Annotated in this window: 17 protein-coding genes; 13 read left to right on the plus strand and 4 right to left on the minus strand. The window is 57.6% G+C overall.

The features are described from left to right. Window positions 1-99 precede the first annotated feature (99 nt). From malM to ACMGGH_RS06795, 6 genes are all read left to right on the plus strand, one after another. Entirely contained in the window at window positions 100-1053 is a 954-nt protein-coding gene (gene malM / locus ACMGGH_RS06770; RefSeq protein ID WP_232949029.1) for a maltose operon protein MalM, read from the plus strand. A 180-nt stretch (window positions 1054-1233) separates the two neighbouring features. Beyond that, window positions 1234-1731, plus strand: coding sequence for a chorismate lyase (gene ubiC / locus ACMGGH_RS06775; RefSeq protein WP_014882105.1), 498 nt, complete (start codon window positions 1234-1236; stop codon window positions 1729-1731). Between the two features lie 12 nt (window positions 1732-1743). Continuing rightward, entirely contained in the window at window positions 1744-2613 is an 870-nt protein-coding gene (ubiA, locus tag ACMGGH_RS06780) for a 4-hydroxybenzoate octaprenyltransferase (protein ID WP_028015133.1), read from the plus strand. Between the two features lie 200 nt (window positions 2614-2813). Further along, the gene (locus ACMGGH_RS06785) at window positions 2814-3785 is read left to right on the plus strand and encodes a TRAP transporter substrate-binding protein (RefSeq protein WP_041911564.1); all 972 of its coding nucleotides are present in this window, start codon (window positions 2814-2816) and stop codon (window positions 3783-3785) included. 12 nt (window positions 3786-3797) lie between these two features. Further along, entirely contained in the window at window positions 3798-4307 is a 510-nt protein-coding gene (locus ACMGGH_RS06790; protein WP_045260961.1) for a TRAP transporter small permease, read from the plus strand. A gap of 10 nt (window positions 4308-4317) precedes the next feature. Continuing rightward, window positions 4318-5604 (plus strand): TRAP transporter large permease, encoded by a 1287-nt coding sequence (locus ACMGGH_RS06795; RefSeq protein ID WP_045260960.1) that lies wholly within the window; start codon window positions 4318-4320, stop codon window positions 5602-5604. A 93-nt stretch (window positions 5605-5697) separates the two neighbouring features. Here the strand turns inward: ACMGGH_RS06795 and zntA are convergent, their stop codons facing one another. Both zntA and ACMGGH_RS06805 read right to left on the minus strand, forming a co-directional pair. Further along, window positions 5698-7869: a Zn(II)/Cd(II)/Pb(II) translocating P-type ATPase ZntA gene (gene zntA / locus ACMGGH_RS06800; protein WP_232949030.1), complete on the minus strand. Its 2172-nt coding sequence runs from the start codon at window positions 7867-7869 to the stop codon at window positions 5698-5700. A 76-nt stretch (window positions 7870-7945) separates the two neighbouring features. Further along, window positions 7946-8572 carry a lysoplasmalogenase gene (locus ACMGGH_RS06805; protein WP_028015138.1) on the minus strand — a complete coding sequence of 209 codons (627 nt, stop codon included), beginning with the start codon at window positions 8570-8572 and terminating at the stop codon, window positions 7946-7948. A 129-nt stretch (window positions 8573-8701) separates the two neighbouring features. Between ACMGGH_RS06805 and ACMGGH_RS06810 the strand changes: the two genes are divergently transcribed. Continuing rightward, window positions 8702-9058, plus strand: a complete 357-nt coding sequence (locus tag ACMGGH_RS06810; RefSeq protein ID WP_028015139.1) for a DUF2500 domain-containing protein — start codon at window positions 8702-8704, stop codon at window positions 9056-9058. A 60-nt stretch (window positions 9059-9118) separates the two neighbouring features. Here the strand turns inward: ACMGGH_RS06810 and ACMGGH_RS06815 are convergent, their stop codons facing one another. Further along, a complete protein-coding gene (locus ACMGGH_RS06815) occupies window positions 9119-9400 on the minus strand; it encodes a DUF1145 family protein (RefSeq protein ID WP_014882110.1) in 282 nt (93 codons plus the stop codon). Beyond that, window positions 9384-9986: a 16S rRNA (guanine(966)-N(2))-methyltransferase gene (rsmD, locus tag ACMGGH_RS06820; protein WP_232949032.1), complete on the minus strand. Its 603-nt coding sequence runs from the start codon at window positions 9984-9986 to the stop codon at window positions 9384-9386. The genes ACMGGH_RS06815 and rsmD overlap by 17 nt, the downstream gene beginning before the upstream one ends. A gap of 127 nt (window positions 9987-10113) precedes the next feature. Here rsmD and ftsY point away from each other — a divergent pair, with 127 nt between their 5' ends. The 6 genes from ftsY (at window position 10114) to livJ (ending at window position 17099) form a co-directional block, all read left to right on the plus strand. Further along, window positions 10114-11574 (plus strand): signal recognition particle-docking protein FtsY, encoded by a 1461-nt coding sequence (gene ftsY, locus ACMGGH_RS06825; RefSeq protein ID WP_232949033.1) that lies wholly within the window; start codon window positions 10114-10116, stop codon window positions 11572-11574. A gap of 2 nt (window positions 11575-11576) precedes the next feature. Further along, on the plus strand, window positions 11577-12248 hold the full coding sequence (gene ftsE / locus ACMGGH_RS06830; protein WP_003861525.1) for a cell division ATP-binding protein FtsE: 672 nt from the start codon (window positions 11577-11579) through the stop codon (window positions 12246-12248). Then, window positions 12235-13290 (plus strand): permease-like cell division protein FtsX, encoded by a 1056-nt coding sequence (gene ftsX / locus ACMGGH_RS06835; RefSeq protein ID WP_028015142.1) that lies wholly within the window; start codon window positions 12235-12237, stop codon window positions 13288-13290. The genes ftsE and ftsX overlap by 14 nt, the downstream gene beginning before the upstream one ends. Window positions 13291-13541: 251 nt before the next feature. Beyond that, on the plus strand, window positions 13542-14399 hold the full coding sequence (rpoH, locus tag ACMGGH_RS06840) for an RNA polymerase sigma factor RpoH (RefSeq protein ID WP_028015143.1): 858 nt from the start codon (window positions 13542-13544) through the stop codon (window positions 14397-14399). Window positions 14400-14535: 136 nt separating this feature from the next. Further along, complete coding sequence (locus ACMGGH_RS06845) at window positions 14536-15801, plus strand: 4-aminobutyrate--2-oxoglutarate transaminase (RefSeq protein ID WP_059357298.1); 1266 nt, start codon at window positions 14536-14538, stop codon at window positions 15799-15801. A 197-nt stretch (window positions 15802-15998) separates the two neighbouring features. Beyond that, the gene (livJ, locus tag ACMGGH_RS06850) at window positions 15999-17099 is read left to right on the plus strand and encodes a branched chain amino acid ABC transporter substrate-binding protein LivJ (RefSeq protein ID WP_072201786.1); all 1101 of its coding nucleotides are present in this window, start codon (window positions 15999-16001) and stop codon (window positions 17097-17099) included. Window positions 17100-17105: the final 6 nt, after the last annotated feature.

Here is a 17105-nt window from a genome sequence, read left to right on the forward strand (position 1 = left end):
CGTAATGACCTGAAAGAGGGGCGTAAGCCCCTCTCTCCTTAGGGCCCTGCGCGCTATTGCCTGGCCACCGCAGAGCTGATGCTATCAGAGGTAATAACAATGAAAATGAAGAAAAGTCTCGTCGCGCTGTACCTCTCTGCGGGGCTGCTGGCCAGCGTGCCGGCGCTAACGTTCGCAGAAGTGAATTTTGTTCCTCAGAATACATCCACGGCGCCTTCCGTTCCGACGGCAGCGCTGCAGCAGCTGACTTGGACACCGGTTGATCAATCCAAAACGCAGTCCACACAGCTTTCCACGGGCGGGCAACAGCTGAATGTGCCCGGCATTTCCGGCCCGGTTGCTGCCTACAGCGTTCCGGCCAATATTGGCGAGCTGACCCTGACGCTGACCAGTGAAGTGAATAAGCAGACCAGCGTATTTGCGCCGAACGTGCTGATCCTCGACCAGAACATGACGCCATCTGCCTTCTTCCCGAGCGAGTATTTTACCTATCAGGAGCCCGGCGTGATGAGCGCGGACCGGCTTCAGGGCGTGATGCGTCTGACGCCAGCGCTGGGTCAGCAAAAAATCTACGTGCTGGTATTCACCACCGATAAAGATTTGCAGCAAACCACCAGGTTAGTGGATCCGGCAAAAGCGTATGCAAAAGGTACCGGCAATGCGGTGCCCGATATTCCCGACCCGATTGCCCGCCACGCAACGGACGGTCTGGTGAAGTTAAAAGTCTCCACCAATAGCGCTTCCAGCGTGCTGGTTGGCCCGCTGTTTGGTTCGTCTGGTCCGGGGCCGGTCACCGTCGGTAATACCGCCGCTCCAGCCTATGCCGCGCCAGTTGCCGCAGCGCCAGCCGCAGCGCCAGCCGCAGCGCCAGTCCCGGCGAAGAAAGCCGAGCCCGTACTGAACGACACCGAAGAGTACTTCAACAACGCCATTAAGCAGGCGGTGAAGCGCGGCGATGTCGATAAAGCGCTGAAACTGCTTGATGAAGCCGAACGTTTAGGTTCAACCACTGCCCGTTCCACCTTTATCAGCAGTGTAAAAGGCAAGGGGTAACTGTTCCCCACAGTGCTGATTTGTTAGTAGTTTAGTGCGCCTGAGTGGGCGCACTTTTTTTCGTATTCGCCAGGCTGTTGCGCCCATGTTGCGATAGTGATCGTTAAATAACGTTTGGCCCCCCCTCATTGCCCGTTTCTGCGATACAATGCCATTACGTTATGTATCGGAGAGTCTGGCATGTCACACCCCGCGCTAACGCAACTGCGTGCGCTGCGCTATTTCGACCAAATACCTGCGCTTGATCCGCAGCAGCTGGACTGGTTGCTGCTGGAAGATTCCATGACAAAACGTTTTGAGCAACAGGGTAAAACGGTCACGGTAACCCTGATACAGGAAGGGTTTGTCTCCGGCGATGAGATCGCCAGCGAGCTGCCGCTGTTGCCGCAAGAGGAACGCTACTGGCTGCGTGAAATTTTGCTCTGTGCCGATGGCGAACCCTGGCTTGCCGGGCGGACGGTGGTGCCCGAATCTACCCTATCCGGGCCTGAGCTGGCGCTGCAGCGGCTGGGGAAAACGCCGCTGGGACGTTATCTTTTCACCTCATCTGAGCTGACCAGGGATTTCATTGAAATTGGGCGTGATGCCGAACTGTGGGGGCGCCGTTCCCGCCTTCGCCTGAGCGGTAAGCCGTTAATCCTGACGGAGCTATTTTTACCGGCATCACCGTTGTACTAAGAGGAAGAAAAAATGGAGTGGACCCTGACGCAGAATAAGCTGTTGGCGTATCACCGCTTAATGCGTACCGATAAACCCATTGGCGCGTTGCTGCTGCTGTGGCCGACCTTATGGGCGCTGTGGGTGGCCACGCCGGGCATGCCGCCGCTGTGGATCCTGGGCGTATTCGTTGCCGGCGTCTGGCTGATGCGCGCGGCGGGTTGCGTGGTGAATGACTATGCCGATCGTAAATTTGACGGCCACGTAAAGCGCACTGCCAACCGCCCGCTACCCAGCGGCCAGGTGACCGGGAAAGAAGCACGCGTACTGTTCATCGTTCTGGTGCTGCTCTCTTTCCTGCTGGTATTAACCCTGAACACCATGACGATTCTGCTGTCCGTCGCGGCGCTCGCACTGGCCTGGGTTTATCCCTTTATGAAGCGCTACACCCATCTGCCTCAGGTGGTGCTGGGGGCGGCGTTTGGCTGGTCGATTCCGATGGCGTTTGCGGCAGTTAGTGAGTCCTTACCGCTTAGCTGCTGGCTGATGTTCCTGGCGAACATCCTCTGGGCCGTAGCGTATGACACGCAATATGCGATGGTTGACCGCGACGATGACCTGAAAATTGGCATTAAATCCACGGCCATTCTCTTTGGACGCCAGGACAAACTTATCATTGGCATTCTGCAGGTTGCGGTACTGGCGCTGATGGTCGCGATTGCGCGCCTGAACGGACTGAACTGGGAATTTTACTGGTCGATACTGGTAGCAGGGCTGCTGTTTGCCTACCAGCAGAAGCTGATTGCAAAACGCGAACGCGAAGCCTGCTTTAAAGCGTTTATGAACAATAACTATGTCGGTCTGGTGCTGTTTTTAGGCCTGGTCATGAGCTATTTTTCCTGATTGACGCGCGGTCATGCCCTGCCGGGTATGGCCGCATCGTTACCCGGCATTACCGCCCTCACAAATTTAAACCATCGTTTCATAAATTCGCGCTTTTGTGAGGCGCTTCACCTACGCTTCTCCCGGGCTAGTCTATTTTCTAAGCGTAAAAAAATAAAACACTGTTTTAACGCTGACATCGCTACCCTGGAGCTGACTCAATGAAAACGACCCTCAAGCCGTTACTGGCCGCGCTGTGCCTGTCTGCTTTTGCCTGCACCGTTTCTGCCCAAACCATCAAAGCCGCCGATGTGCATCCTGAAGGCTACCCGAACGTGGTCGCGGTTCAGCACATGGGTGAAAAACTCAAACAACAAACCGACGGCAAGCTGGAGATTAAGGTCTTCCCCGGCGGCGTGCTGGGGGATGAAAAGCAGATGATTGAGCAGGCGCAGATGGGGGCGATTGACATGATCCGCGTCTCCATGGCGCCGGTTGCCGCCATCCTGCCGGATATCGAAGTCTTCACCCTGCCGTACGTTTTCCGGGATGAGGATCATATGCATAAAGTGATCGACGGGGATATCGGCAAGCAGATCGGCGACAAGCTGACCGCGAACCCGAAATCCCGCCTGGTGTTTCTCGGCTGGATGGATTCCGGCACCCGCAACCTGATCACCAAAGAGCCGATAGTCAAACCTGAAGATCTGAAAGGGAAGAAAATCCGCGTGCAGGGCAGCCCGGTGGCACTCGCCACGCTGAAGGACATGGGGGCGAACTCGGTGGCGATGGGCGTTAGCGAGGTTTACAGCGGCATGCAGACCGGCGTGATCGACGGCGCGGAGAATAACCCGCCCACCTTTATCGCCCACAACTACATGCCGGTTGCTAAAAACTACACCCTCAGCGGCCACTTTATCACCCCGGAAATGCTGCTCTATTCAAAAGTGAAATGGGACAAGCTGAGCGCTGATGAACAGCAAAAAATCCTGACCCTGGCCCGTGAAGCGCAGTTCGAACAGCGCAAGCTGTGGAATGCGTATAACGACCAGGCGCTGGCGAAAATGAAGGCGGGCGGCGTGCAGTTCCACGATATCGATAAGACGGTATTCATCAAGGCCACAGAGCCGGTGCGCGCCCAGTATGGCGACAAGCATCAGGATCTGATGAAAGCCATCGCTGACGTCCAGTAATACGGAGCACGTATGTCCGAACTCTACCTGAAGTGGATGGACCGTCTGTACCTGCTCGCCATGGCGGTGGCGGGTGTCTCGCTGCTGGTGATGACGATTGTCATCCCCATCGGCATCTTTTCACGCTACGTGCTCAACCGCGGCGAATCCTGGCCGGAGCCCGTCGCCATTATCTGCATGGTAACGTTCACCTTCATCGGCGCGGCGGTGAGCTACCGCGCCGGGTCGCACATTGCGGTCAATATGCTCACCGACCGTCTGCCCGCGTCGCTGCAAAAGTTGTGTGTACGTGTGGTTGATCTGCTGATGCTGCTGATTTCCGGTCTGATGTGCTGGTACAGCTACTGGCTGTGCGTCGAGCTCTGGGAGCAGCCGGTGGCGGAGTTCCCGATTCTGACTTCCGGCGAAAGCTACCTGCCGCTGCCGATCGGGTCGGCGATTTTGATTCTGTTCGTTCTTGAACGCCTGCTGTTTGGCGCGCAGGAAAACCGTCCGGTCGTGCTGATCGGCAATCACAGTTAAGGGGTGAACAATGGATGCTTTTGTTTTGTTATTCACCCTCGCCATTTTGCTGGCGCTGGGGATGCCGGTGGCCTTCGCCGTGGGGCTGAGCGCCGTGGCAGGTGCGCTGTGGATTGATTTACCGCTGGAGGCGCTGATGATCCAGATCACCAGTGGGGTGAACAAATTTACCCTGCTGGCGATCCCGTTCTTCATCCTCGCCGGAGCGATCATGGCGGAAGGGGGCATTGCCCGACGGCTGGTTAACTTCGCCTATGTGTTTGTCGGCTTTATCCGCGGCGGGCTGTCGCTGGTGAACATCGTCGCCTCGACGTTCTTCGGCGCGATTTCTGGCTCGTCGGTGGCGGATACAGCGTCCATCGGCAGCGTGATGATCCCGGAGATGGAGAAGAAGGGCTATCCGCGCGAATACGCGGCGGCGGTCACGGCGAGCGGGTCGGTGCAGGCGATTCTGATCCCGCCCAGCCACAACTCGGTGATTTATTCCCTGGCGGCGGGGGGAACGGTCTCCATCGCCACGCTGTTTATCGCGGGCGTATTGCCGGGCCTGCTGCTGGGCGTGAGCCTGATGGTGCTCTGCCTGTGCTTCGCCCGCAAACGCGGCTACCCGAAGGGGGATAAAATCCCGTTCAGACAGGCGCTGAAAATCATGCTCGATGCCCTGTGGGGGCTGATGACGGTGGTGATTATCCTCGGCGGGATCTTGTCCGGGATTTTTACCGCCACCGAATCTGCCGCCGTGGCCTGCCTGTGGGCGTTTTTCGTCACCATGTTTATCTACCGCGACTACAAATGGAGCGAACTGCCGAAGCTGATGTGCCGCACGGTGAAAACCGTTACCATCGTGATGATTTTAATCGGCTTTGCCGCGGCGTTTGGCGCGGTGATGACCTACATGCAGCTGCCGATGCGCATCACCGAGTTCTTCACGTCGCTCTCTGATAATAAGTACGTGATCCTGATGTATCTCAACATCATGCTGCTGCTGATCGGCACGCTGATGGACATGGCGCCGATCATCCTGATCCTGACGCCGGTGCTGCTGCCGGTGACCAACGCGCTGGGGATCGACCCGGTGCACTTCGGGATGATCATGATGGTTAACCTGGGGATCGGGCTGATCACCCCGCCGGTCGGATCGGTGCTGTTTGTGGCGAGCGCGGTGAGTAAGCAGAAGATTGAAACCGTGGTGCGGGCGATGCTGCCATTTTACGGCATCCTACTGGTGGTGCTGGGGATGGTGACGTATATCCCGGCGATATCATTGTGGCTGCCGAGGATGTTAGGGATGCAGTAACGCCGTTTTTTGCCGGGTGGCGGCTGCGCCTTACCCGGCCTACGGTTCAGAGTTGTTATTGGCCCGGTAAGGCGCAGCCGCTACCGGGCGTTTTTATTTCCGCCGTAATAATCTCAACGCGTTAGCCGTGACCAGCACCGTCGCCCCGGTATCCGCCAGCACCGCCAGCCACAGTCCGGTCATGCCGAGGAGCGTGGTGACGAGAAATATCCCCTTCAGACCCAGCGCAATGCCGATGTTCTGGCGAATATTGGCGCGCGTCGCCCGCGCAAGATCTATCATCTGCGCCAGCCCGGTCAGACGGTTATGCGTCAGCGCCGCATCCGCCGTCTCCAGCGCTACGTCGGTGCCGCTGCCCATCGCAATACCGAGGGTGGCGGCCTTCATCGCCGGGGCATCGTTAATTCCGTCACCGACCATCGCCAGCGGCGCGCGGCTGTTCAGTTCAGTTACCGCGCTGACCTTGTCCGCAGGCAGTAATCCGGCCTTAAACGCCAGCCCCAGCTCGTCGGCAATCGCAGCCGCCGCGCGCGGGTTATCGCCGGTGAGGATCACGCCCTGTACGCCCAGCCTGTGCAGCGCCTCGACGGCATCTCTCGCATCGTCACGCAGGGTATCGCGCAGGGCCAGCATGCCCATCGGTACGCCGTCCTGCATCACGGTAACAACCGTCTGCCCGGCCTGCTCTAACGCCTCAACCTGTGGATGAGAGAACGCGCCCGCCGCAACAATCAGCACTTTTTTGCCGTCGACGACGGCCTCAATCCCTGACCCGACCAGCGCCCGTTGGGCGGTTGCCGAAGGGATAGCCAGCCCGCGCCTTTGCGCTTCACGCACTATCGCCTGCGCCAGCGGGTGAGTGGAGCCCTGCTCAACGGCGGCGGCCATGATCAGCAGTTCGTCCTCACTGATGTCCTGCGGATAGACGCCGGTGACCTGCGGCTTACCAACCGTCAGCGTGCCGGTTTTATCGAAGGCGATGTGCTGAACCTGGCTCAGCTGTTCCAGCGCCGCGCCGCCCTTAATCAGCGCCCCGCGACGTGCCGCCGCCGCCAGACCCGAGGTAATCGCCGCGGGCGTAGAGATCACCAGCGCGCACGGGCAGCCAATCAGCAGCAGGGTCAGCCCTTTATAAATCCAGCCCTCCCACGGCGCGCCGAAGAACAGCGGTGGAACGACGGTGACCAGCAGGGCGACCAGCATGATGGCGGGGGTGTAAATCCGGCTGAAGCGGTCAATAAAGCGTTCGACCGGCGCGCGGCGCTCCTCGGCCTCTTCAATCAGCTTCAGGATGCGGTCGATGGCGCTGTCGCCCGGCTCGGACAGGACTTTGAGCTGCACCAGGCGGTCGACGCTGGTGGCACCGGCAGGGACTTTTTCGCCTGCCGCACGCTCCACCGGAATGGATTCCCCGGTCAGGGCGCTTTCGTCAAAGCTCGCGGTGGCGGTAACGAGAGCCCCATCGGCAGGCAGACGCCCGCCCGCGGCGACTTCTATCACGTCGCCCGGGCGCAGCGTGTTGATGGCGACCGTTTCACGTTTGCCTTCATTGACCCGCGTGGCGGTTTCTGGCTTCAGCGCCATCAGCGCGCTCACCCCTTTGCGCGCCCGGCTCGCTGCCCAGCCCTCAAGCCGTTCGCCGATCAGGAACAGCAGCAGCACCATCGCCGCTTCCGCCGTCGCGCCAATGAACAGCGCGCCAATGGCCGCCACGCTCATCAACGTTTCAATGGCAAACCAGCTGCCGCTTCTCATCAGGCGCAGTGCCTGACGGGCAATCGGGAACAGCCCGACCAGGGTAGTGGCAATAAACGCCAGGTTGCCGAACGGGTGGTTAATCTGCTCCAGACCCCAGCTCAGGGCCATCATGATGATGAGGGTAATAAGCGGCAGGTTTTCTTTTAGCGGAGAGTTTTTTTCGGCAGGTGCCGTTTCGCTGCGCAGGGTATAGCCCGCCTTGCTGACGGCGGCTTCAACCTGCTTGCTGACGTCTTTTTCGGCGCTGACCAGCAGCTTTTCGGTGGCGAACAGGACCTGAACGTGGTTTACGCCCGGTACCTGCCTCACCGCGTTTTCCACTTTGCGGGCGCAGGCCGCGCAGTCCATGCCGTTGATGACCCAGCTGTAGCGGTTGCCGCCTTCAGGCAGCGCGTCGACCTGCGTTTCGCACGCGGCCTCGCAGCAGCAGTCGTCTTTCGGCGGAACCGGGCTGAGCTTAAGCGCCGAGAATTGTGGGACTTTTTTGGGAATTTCTGGAGTCGACATGGCAGTCTCCGGTAATGATAATTTTCTCATTAACCGCAGCATACACTCTGGAGTCGACTCCAGAGTCAAGCGTTATTTAGATATACAATGAACGCACGATCAGGAAGTGCCCGGCAAAGTAGCAGGCGGACGAAATCGCGTTATCCGCGCGGAAGCGGCGGCGATAGTGGCTGCCCAGCCAGACGATATTGCCGATTAACAGCAGCGCCGCGCCGAAGAACGCGGACATCGCCTGAGATGTCGGGCGGAAGAACCACAGTTCACCGGCCAGCCACACCATCACCAGCGTCATGGCGATAAACGTGCATACCGGCAGACGCATTTCTTCCAGACGCGACCAGATCACCGCAATCAGCAGCGCGCCAATCACCAGCAGCACCAGCGGCAGCGGCCAGAAGAAGGAGAGCGTCATCTGGCTGGCAAAGTAGATGGTATACAGCAGATGCGAGAGGAAAAATGCCCCCACGGCATACAGCAGGCGCTGACGCGGCAGCAGGGTTAAGGCATCACCAATCAGGGAGGCACACAGCCCGGCGAGCACCAGATAGCTGATGGCGTTAAACATCGGAGCCTGCCAGGCGAGCAGCAGAAGCAACAGCAGCGTGACGGGTTTAAACAACCAGCGCTGCCAGGCTGGACCGCGATAGGACGCATCGACATAAAGCCATGCGGAAAAACAGACAGCGATAAATGACCAAAGCATATTAACTCCCTGTAACTGTTGAGGCTGAATAATCAGTTTCTGATCCAGTGTAGTGACGCGAGCGGGCGTTTGGCAATGCCGGGGCAGGCGAGGTATCCTGAATTCCGCATAATCTGATGGGATTTTTCAATGAGCAAGATGCCGCTGTTTTTCATTATCGTGGTGGCGATTATCGTCATTGCCGCCTCGTTTCGCTTCGTGCAGCAGCGCCGCGAAAAGGCGGACAACGACGCCGCGCCGCTGATGCAAAAGCGCGTAGTGGTGGCGAACAAACGCGAAAAACCGCTTAACGACCGCCGCTCTCGCCAGCAGCAGGTGACGCCTGCGGGCACCGGCATGCGCTATGAAGCCAGCTTTAAGCCGGAAACCGGCGGTCTGGAGATGACCTTCCGCCTGGAGGCGCAGCAGTACCATCAGCTGACGGTGGGAGAGAAAGGCACGCTGAGCTATAAAGGGTCGCGTTTTGTAGGTTTTAGGGCTGAATAATGCGCGATCGGTCCCCTCTCCTACAGGGAGAGGGTTAGGGTGAGGGTATCACACCGCACCTTACTTCTTCACCTGCGCCTTAAACTTCTTCATCCACACCAGCAGTTCAAACACGCCGAAAATAAACACCCGCAGCTGCTGCCAGCCGGTCATCGGCGGGCCATCTTTCGGCAGGCCGTTTTTCAGCATCACCATCTGCAGGGCGTGCATGAACGAGGTGAAAATCAGCGCCACGTTAACAAAAATGTTCAACGGGCGCGGGAACGGGTGCACCAGATTCAAAATCAAAAATGCCCAGACGCCCAGCATCAGCAAGCGTCCCAGGTTAATCAGTACCGGCATCGGATCCTCCTTGTGCCTGACGGTGATACAGACGATAAGCCACCTGGCCTGCGACCTTCTCGCGGTGCAGATCCCAGTGAACGGGAACGGGTGGCAGGCCGTTTTCCACTTCGCTTTCTACATAAATCAGCGCGTCATCCGCCAGCCAGCCATTGTGCTCCAGCAGGGATAACGTCTCTTCCAGCAACCCCTTGCGGAACGGCGGGTCGACAAAGACCACATTATGCGGCGTACCCTGCTGCGCGAGGAAGCTCAGCGTATTGGTGTTGACCACTTTCGCGTTCGTCGCCTTCAGCGTCGCCAGATTTTGCTGCAGCGTCTGCGCAACGCCGCGCTCCATCTCCAGCAGCGTGGTGCTGGCGGCATAGCGAGACAGCGCTTCCAGCCCTAAGGCACCGCTTCCGGCGAAGCAGTCCAGGCAGTGGGCGTCTACCATTGATGGGGCAAGCCAGTTAAACAGCGTCTCGCGAACGCGGTCGGTTGTAGGGCGTAAACCGGGGCTGTCCGGCACCGGTAATTTCCGGCCTCGCCACTGGCCGCCGATAATGCGAATTTGACCGGCCGGGGCGCGGGTGGGTTTCTTCATCTCTGGAAAGCTCTGTTAACCATAGCCCTGCGATTGCGGGCGGTGATGTCAATTAAGTAAAGTGTTAGACTATTTCATCATTTTTTTAGCTTCCCTGTATATAGCGCCGCGAGGAGTGTAGTCGCAGATGGCAAAACAAAAAAAACGTGGCTTCTTTTCCTGGTTGGGTTTCGGTGAAAAAGAGCAAGAAACAGAACAGAAAACCGAAGAGCAACAGGTTGTAGAAGAGCAGTCACAGCCTGAAACGCCTGTCGAAACCGCTGCGGTTGTCGAAGCGGAAGAACCAGCGCACAGCAAAGAAGAGATTGAATCCTTTGCTGAAGAGGTGGTTGAGGTCACTGAGCAGGTTCAGGAGAGCGAGAAGCCAGAGCCGGTTATCGTAGAAACCCTTACCGAAGCGCCGCAGGCCGCTATCGAACACGAAGCGCTGCCGCTGCCTGAAGAGGTTAAAGCTGAAGAGGTTTCTGCCGAAGAGTGGCAGGCCGAAGCGGAAACCGTTGAAATCGTTGAGGCGGTGGAAGAAGAGGCGGCACTTGAGCCAGAGCTGACCGACGAAGAGCTGGAAGCTCAGGCGCTGGCGGCGGAAGCGGCTGAAGAAGCGGTAATCGTCGTGCCGGTGGAAGAGCAGGCCGAAGAAGAGATCGTTCAGGAGCAGGAAAAACCGACCAAAGAAGGTTTCTTCGCGCGCCTGAAGCGCAGCCTGCTCAAAACCAAAGAAAACTTAGGTTCCGGATTTATCAGTCTTTTCCGCGGCAAGAAGATCGACGACGATCTGTTTGAAGAGCTGGAAGAGCAGCTGCTGATTGCGGACGTGGGCGTGGAAACTACCCGTAAGATCATCGCCAACCTGACCGAAGGGGCGAGCCGCAAACAGCTGCGCGACGCCGAGGCGCTGTACGGCCTGCTGAAAGACGAGATGGGTGATATTCTCGCAAAAGTTGACGAACCGCTTAATATTGAAGGCAAAACGCCATTTGTTATTCTGATGGTTGGCGTTAACGGCGTGGGTAAAACCACCACCATCGGCAAGCTGGCGCGCCAGTTTGAGCAGCAGGGCAAATCGGTGATGCTGGCGGCGGGCGATACCTTCCGTGCGGCAGCGGTTGAGCAGCTCCAGGTGTGGGGCCAGCGCAACAACATTCCGGTGATTGCCCAGCACACCGGCGCAGATTCCGCATCCGTGATTTTCGACGCCATCCAGGCGGCGAAGTCGCGCAACGTGGACGTGCTGATTGCCGACACCGCAGGGCGTTTGCAAAACAAATCGCACCTGATGGAAGAGCTGAAGAAAATAGTTCGCGTCATGAAGAAGCTGGACGAAGATGCACCGCATGAAATTATGCTGACTATCGACGCCAGCACCGGGCAGAACGCCATTAGCCAGGCGAAGCTGTTCCATGAAGCGGTAGGGCTGACGGGGATCACGCTGACCAAACTGGACGGCACCGCGAAAGGCGGGGTGATCTTCTCCGTGGCCGACCAGTTCGGCATTCCTATCCGCTACATCGGTGTGGGCGAGCGTATTGAGGATTTGCGTCCGTTTAAGGCGGACGACTTTATTGAGGCATTATTTGCCCGAGAGGACTAACAATGATTCGCTTTGAACACGTCAGCAAGGCCTATCTCGGTGGGAGACAAGCGCTGCAGGGGGTGACGTTCCACCTGCAGCCAGGCGAGATGGCATTCCTGACCGGCCATTCCGGCGCGGGGAAAAGTACCCTGCTCAAGCTTATCTGTGGGATCGAACGGCCAAGCGCCGGGAAAATCTGGTTCAGCGGCCACGAAATTAGCCGTCTGAAAAACCGTGAAGTGCCGTTTCTGCGTCGTCAGATCGGCATGATTTTCCAGGATCACCACCTGCTGATGGATCGCACCGTTTTCGATAACGTGGCGATCCCGCTGATTATTGCCGGCGCCAGCTATGACGATATCCGCCGTCGCGTCTCTGCGGCGCTGGACAAGGTCGGGCTGCTGGACAAAGCGAAGAACTTCCCGATCCAGCTTTCCGGCGGTGAACAGCAGCGCGTGGGCATCGCCCGCGCGGTGGTGAACAAGCCTGCCGTACTGCTGGCGGATGAACCGACCGGTAACCTGGACGATGCCCTGTCTGAAGGGATTTTGCGTCTGTTTGAGGAATTCAACCGCGTAGGGGTAACGGTACTGATGGCGACGCACGACATGGGGCTTATTTCCCGTCGTTCGTACCGCATGCTGACCCTGAGCGACGGGCATTTGCACGGAGGCCACGGTGAACAAGCGTGATGCAATGAACCAGATTCGGCAGTTCGGGAACCGGTTCGACCGTTTCCGTAAGCCGCAGGGCGGCGGTGACGGCAATCGTAATGCGCCTAAGCGCCAGAAAGCGGCGCCGAAACCGGCCTCCCGCAAGACCAACGTGTTTAACGAACAGGTGCGCTACGCCTTCCACGGCGCGCTGCAGGACCTGAAAAGCAAACCGCTGGCGACGTTCCTGACGGTGATGGTGATCGCCATCTCCCTGACGCTGCCAAGCGTCTGCTACATGGTCTATAAGAACGTCAACCAGGCGGCGTCGCAGTATTACCCGTCACCGCAGATCACCGTTTATCTGGATAAAGCGCTCGACGATAACGCGGCGGCGCAGGTGGTCGGGCAAATCCAGGCCGAGCAGGGCGTGGAGAAGGTGAATTATCTCTCCCGTGAAGAAGCGTTGGGCGAGTTCCGTAACTGGTCAGGCTTTGGCGGCGCGCTGGACATGCTGGAAGAGAACCCGTTGCCCGCCGTGGCGGTGGTGATCCCGAAGCTGGATTTCCAGGGTACCGATTCTCTGAATACCCTGCGCGACCGCATCACACGCATCAACGGGATTGATGAAGTGCGCATGGACGACAGCTGGTTTGCCCGTCTTGCGGCGCTGACCGGGCTGGTGGGGCGCGTGTCGGCGATGATCGGCGTGCTGATGGTGGCGGCGGTGTTCCTCGTCATCGGTAACAGCGTGCGTCTGAGCATCTTTGCGCGTCGCGATACCATCAACGTGCAAAAACTGATTGGCGCAACGGATGGTTTCATCCTGCGTCCGTTCCTCTACGGTGGCGCACTGCTCGGTTTCTCCGGCGCATTTCTTTCACTGATATTGTCAGAAATTTTGGTGATGCGGCTTTCGTCTGCCGTCACAGAAGTGGCGCAGGTTTTCGGAACTAAGTTTGATATCAGTGGCTTAGGCTTCGATGAGTGCCTTCTGTTGCTGCTGGTGTGCTCCATGATCGGCTGGATTGCCGCATGGCTGGCAACGGTTCAACATTTACGCCACTTTACTCCCGACTAATAAAAGCGTGATATAATCTTTCCCTGCACCGAGATGTTCGCTCTGCAGGGAAAGCGTCCCTGTTGTCTCTTCCCCTGTTATCATCTCCATGTCACATTTTGTGCGTAATTTATTCACCGTTGCACCTGGAACTTGTGGATAAAATCACTGTCTGATAAAAGAGTGAATGCTAATCTCGTTGCTCAAACGCTTTGGCATGGTTGTTGCCTGACGGGGACAGCCTGGACCAGAAGAAACATTGAGAGGAATGAATGACCAAAGAAATGCAAACTTTAGCTTTAGCCCCTGTTGGTAACCTGGAATCTTACATCCGGGCTGCGAACACCTGGCCGATGTTAACGGCCGAGGAAGAAAAGGAGCTTGCTGAAAAGCTGCATTACCAGGGCGATCTGGAAGCAGCGAAAAAGCTGATCCTGTCTCACCTGCGCTTTGTTGTTCACATTGCTCGTAACTATGCGGGCTATGGCCTGCCGCAGGCGGACTTGATTCAGGAAGGTAACATCGGCCTGATGAAGGCTGTACGTCGCTTTAACCCGGAAGTGGGCGTGCGACTGGTCTCCTTCGCCGTACACTGGATCAAAGCAGAAATTCATGAATACGTGCTGCGCAACTGGCGTATCGTGAAAGTCGCCACGACAAAAGCGCAACGTAAGCTGTTCTTCAACCTGCGTAAAACCAAGCAGCGTCTGGGCTGGTTCAATCAGGATGAAGTGGAAATGGTGGCGCGCGAGCTGGGTGTATCCAGCAAAGACGTCCGTGAGATGGAATCCCGTATGGCCGCGCAGGACATGACCTTTGATATGTCCTCCGACGACGACGCATCTGACAGCCAGCCGATGGCACCGGTTCTGTATCTGCAGGATAAAACCTCTAACTTTGCCGACGGCATTGAAGAGGACAACTGGGAAGATCAGGCCGCGAACAAGCTGACCCATGCGATGGAAGGCCTCGACGAGCGTAGCCAGGACATTATCCGCGCCCGCTGGCTGGACGAAGACAACAAGTCCACGCTGCAGGAGCTGGCCGACCGCTACGGCGTTTCTGCTGAACGTGTCCGTCAGCTTGAAAAGAACGCCATGAAAAAACTTCGCGCTGCTATCGAAGCGTAATTACCGCGAAGTACACCGAGAGCCCTCGAATGCAAATTCGGGGGTTTTGTTTTTTTAGCGCCCGCTCTGGCGAATTTCTCCCCCCTGGCAAACACTTACTGATGCGCTAAGCAGGCGATTTTCTCAGGGGGTCAGGGTGAAAAATAACGAACTGAATGACCGGCGTTTACAGGCGACGCCGCGCGGCATCGGCGTGATGTGTAACTTCTATGCTGATAAAGCCGAAAACGCCACGGTGTGGGACGTGGAAGGCAATGAGTACATCGACTTCGCCGCCGGGATCGCGGTGCTGAATACCGGCCATCGCCATCCCAAAGTTATCTCCGCTATCGAAAAACAACTCCACGCTTTTACCCACACGGCCTACCAGATTGTGCCGTATGAGGGCTATGTGGCGCTTGCCGAGCGCATCAACCAGCGCGTGCCGATTGACGGCCCGGCCAAAACCGCCTTCTTCTCGACGGGTGCTGAAGCGGTCGAAAACGCGGTCAAAATTGCCCGCGCGTATACCAGACGCCCCGGCCTTATCACCTTCGGCGGCGCGTTCCACGGGCGCACCTTTATGACCATGGCACTGACCGGTAAGGTCGCGCCGTACAAGCTGGGTTTCGGCCCGTTCCCCGGTTCGGTATACCACGCTCAATTCCCTGACGGTCTGCACGGCATCAGCACGGCGGAAGCATTAAAAAGCCTGGAGCGCATCTTTAAGGCCGATATCGCCCCAGACCAGGTGGCGGCCATTATTCTCGAACCGGTTCAGGGAGAGGGCGGGTTCAACATTGCGCCCGCTGATTTTATGCAGGCGCTGCGCGCCCTGTGTGATACCCACGGGATTTTGCTGATTGCCGACGAGGTGCAAAGCGGCTTCGCCCGCACGGGCAAGCTGTTCTCGATGGAACACCACTGCGTGAAGCCGGACCTGATCACCATGGCAAAAAGCCTCGCGGGCGGGATGCCGCTCTCAGCGGTATCGGGCCGCGCCGAGGTGATGGACGCGCCTGCACCTGGCGGTCTGGGCGGTACCTACGCAGGTAACCCGCTGGCGATTGCCGCGGCGCACGCGGTGCTGGACGTGATTGATGAGGAAGATCTCTGCACGCGCTCGGCGCACCTCGGCCATCATCTGGTAGAAGTGCTCAACAAAGCGAAGGAAAACTGTCCGTTCATCGCCGACATCCGTGCCCAGGGCTCGATGGTCGCGGTGGAGTTTAACGATCCGCAATCCGGGCAACCGTCGCCGGAATTCACCCGGCAGGTGCAGGAGCGCGCGTTGAACGAAGGGTTGCTGCTCCTGAGCTGCGGCGTTTACGGCAACGTGATCCGCTTCCTTTATCCGCTTACCATCCCCGAAGCGCAGTTTCGCAAAGCGCTGGACATTATCTCCGCGTCGCTGACACGTTAAAGCCACCAGCCCGGCGGTAAATCCTGTCGGGCTTATCATATATTCATTTCAAATTAGCTATTCCAAAATCATAAAAATGGGGTATGTTTTAGCAGAGTATGCTGAAAAAGCGCGAACAGCACACCAATAACTGAAATAAAGCGCTGCACAACAACATCACAACAATCGTAATAACCATAATAATGGGGAATCTCAGGATGAACATGAAGGGTAAAGCGTTACTGGCAGGATGTATCGCGTTGGCATTCAGCACCATGGCGCAGGCAGATATTAAAGTGGCCGTGGTGGGCGCAATGTCCGGTCCGGTAGCACAGTACGGCGACCAGGAATTTACGGGCGCAGAACAGGCAGTTGCAGACATTAATGCTAAGGGCGGCATCAAGGGCGAAAAACTGCAGATCGTAAAATACGACGATGCCTGTGACCCGAAGCAAGCGGTCGCGGTGGCGAACAAAGTGGTCAACGACGGCATCAAATACGTTATCGGTCACCTGTGCTCCTCTTCTACTCAGCCCGCGTCTGACATCTACGAAGACGAAGGTATCCTGATGATCACCCCGGCTGCGACCGCACCGGAGCTGACCGCGCGCGGCTACAAGCTGACCCTGCGTACCACCGGTCTGGACTCCGATCAGGGCCCAACGGCGGCTAAGTACATCCTGGAAAAAGTGAAGCCGCAGCGTATCGCGATTGTTCACGACAAACAGCAGTATGGTGAAGGTCTGGCCCGTGCGGTGCAGGACGGTCTGAAAAAAGGCAATGCCAACGTGGTCTTCTTTGATGGGATCACCGCTGGCGAGAAAGACTTCTCCACCCTGGTGGCGCGTCTGAAGAAAGAGAATATCGATTTCGTTTACTACGGCGGCTACCACCCGGAAATGGGCCAGATCCTGCGCCAGGCGCGCGCGGCGGGTCTGAAAACCCAGTTCATGGGCCCGGAAGGCGTGGCGAACGTTTCCCTGTCTAACATCGCGGGTGAATCTGCCGAAGGTCTGCTGGTGACCAAGCCGAAGAACTACGACCAGGTGCCAGCGAACAAACCTATCGTAGATGCCATCAAGGCGAAGAAGCAGGATCCAAGCGGCGCGTTCGTCTGGACAACCTACGCAGCGCTGCAGTCTCTGCAGGCAGGTCTGAATCAGTCAGCCGATCCGGCTGAGATTGCCACCTGGCTGAAAGCGAACACGGTCGAGACCGTGATGGGGCCGCTCTCCTGGGACGCAAAGGGCGATCTGAAGGGCTTTGAGTTCGGCGTGTTTGACTGGCATGCGAACGGAACGGCAACTGACGCCAAATAATTTTCC

Origin of the sequence: Enterobacter sp. BNK-16, assembly GCF_048684955.1 — a bacterium.
Lineage (GTDB): Bacteria > Pseudomonadota > Gammaproteobacteria > Enterobacterales > Enterobacteriaceae > Enterobacter > Enterobacter bugandensis.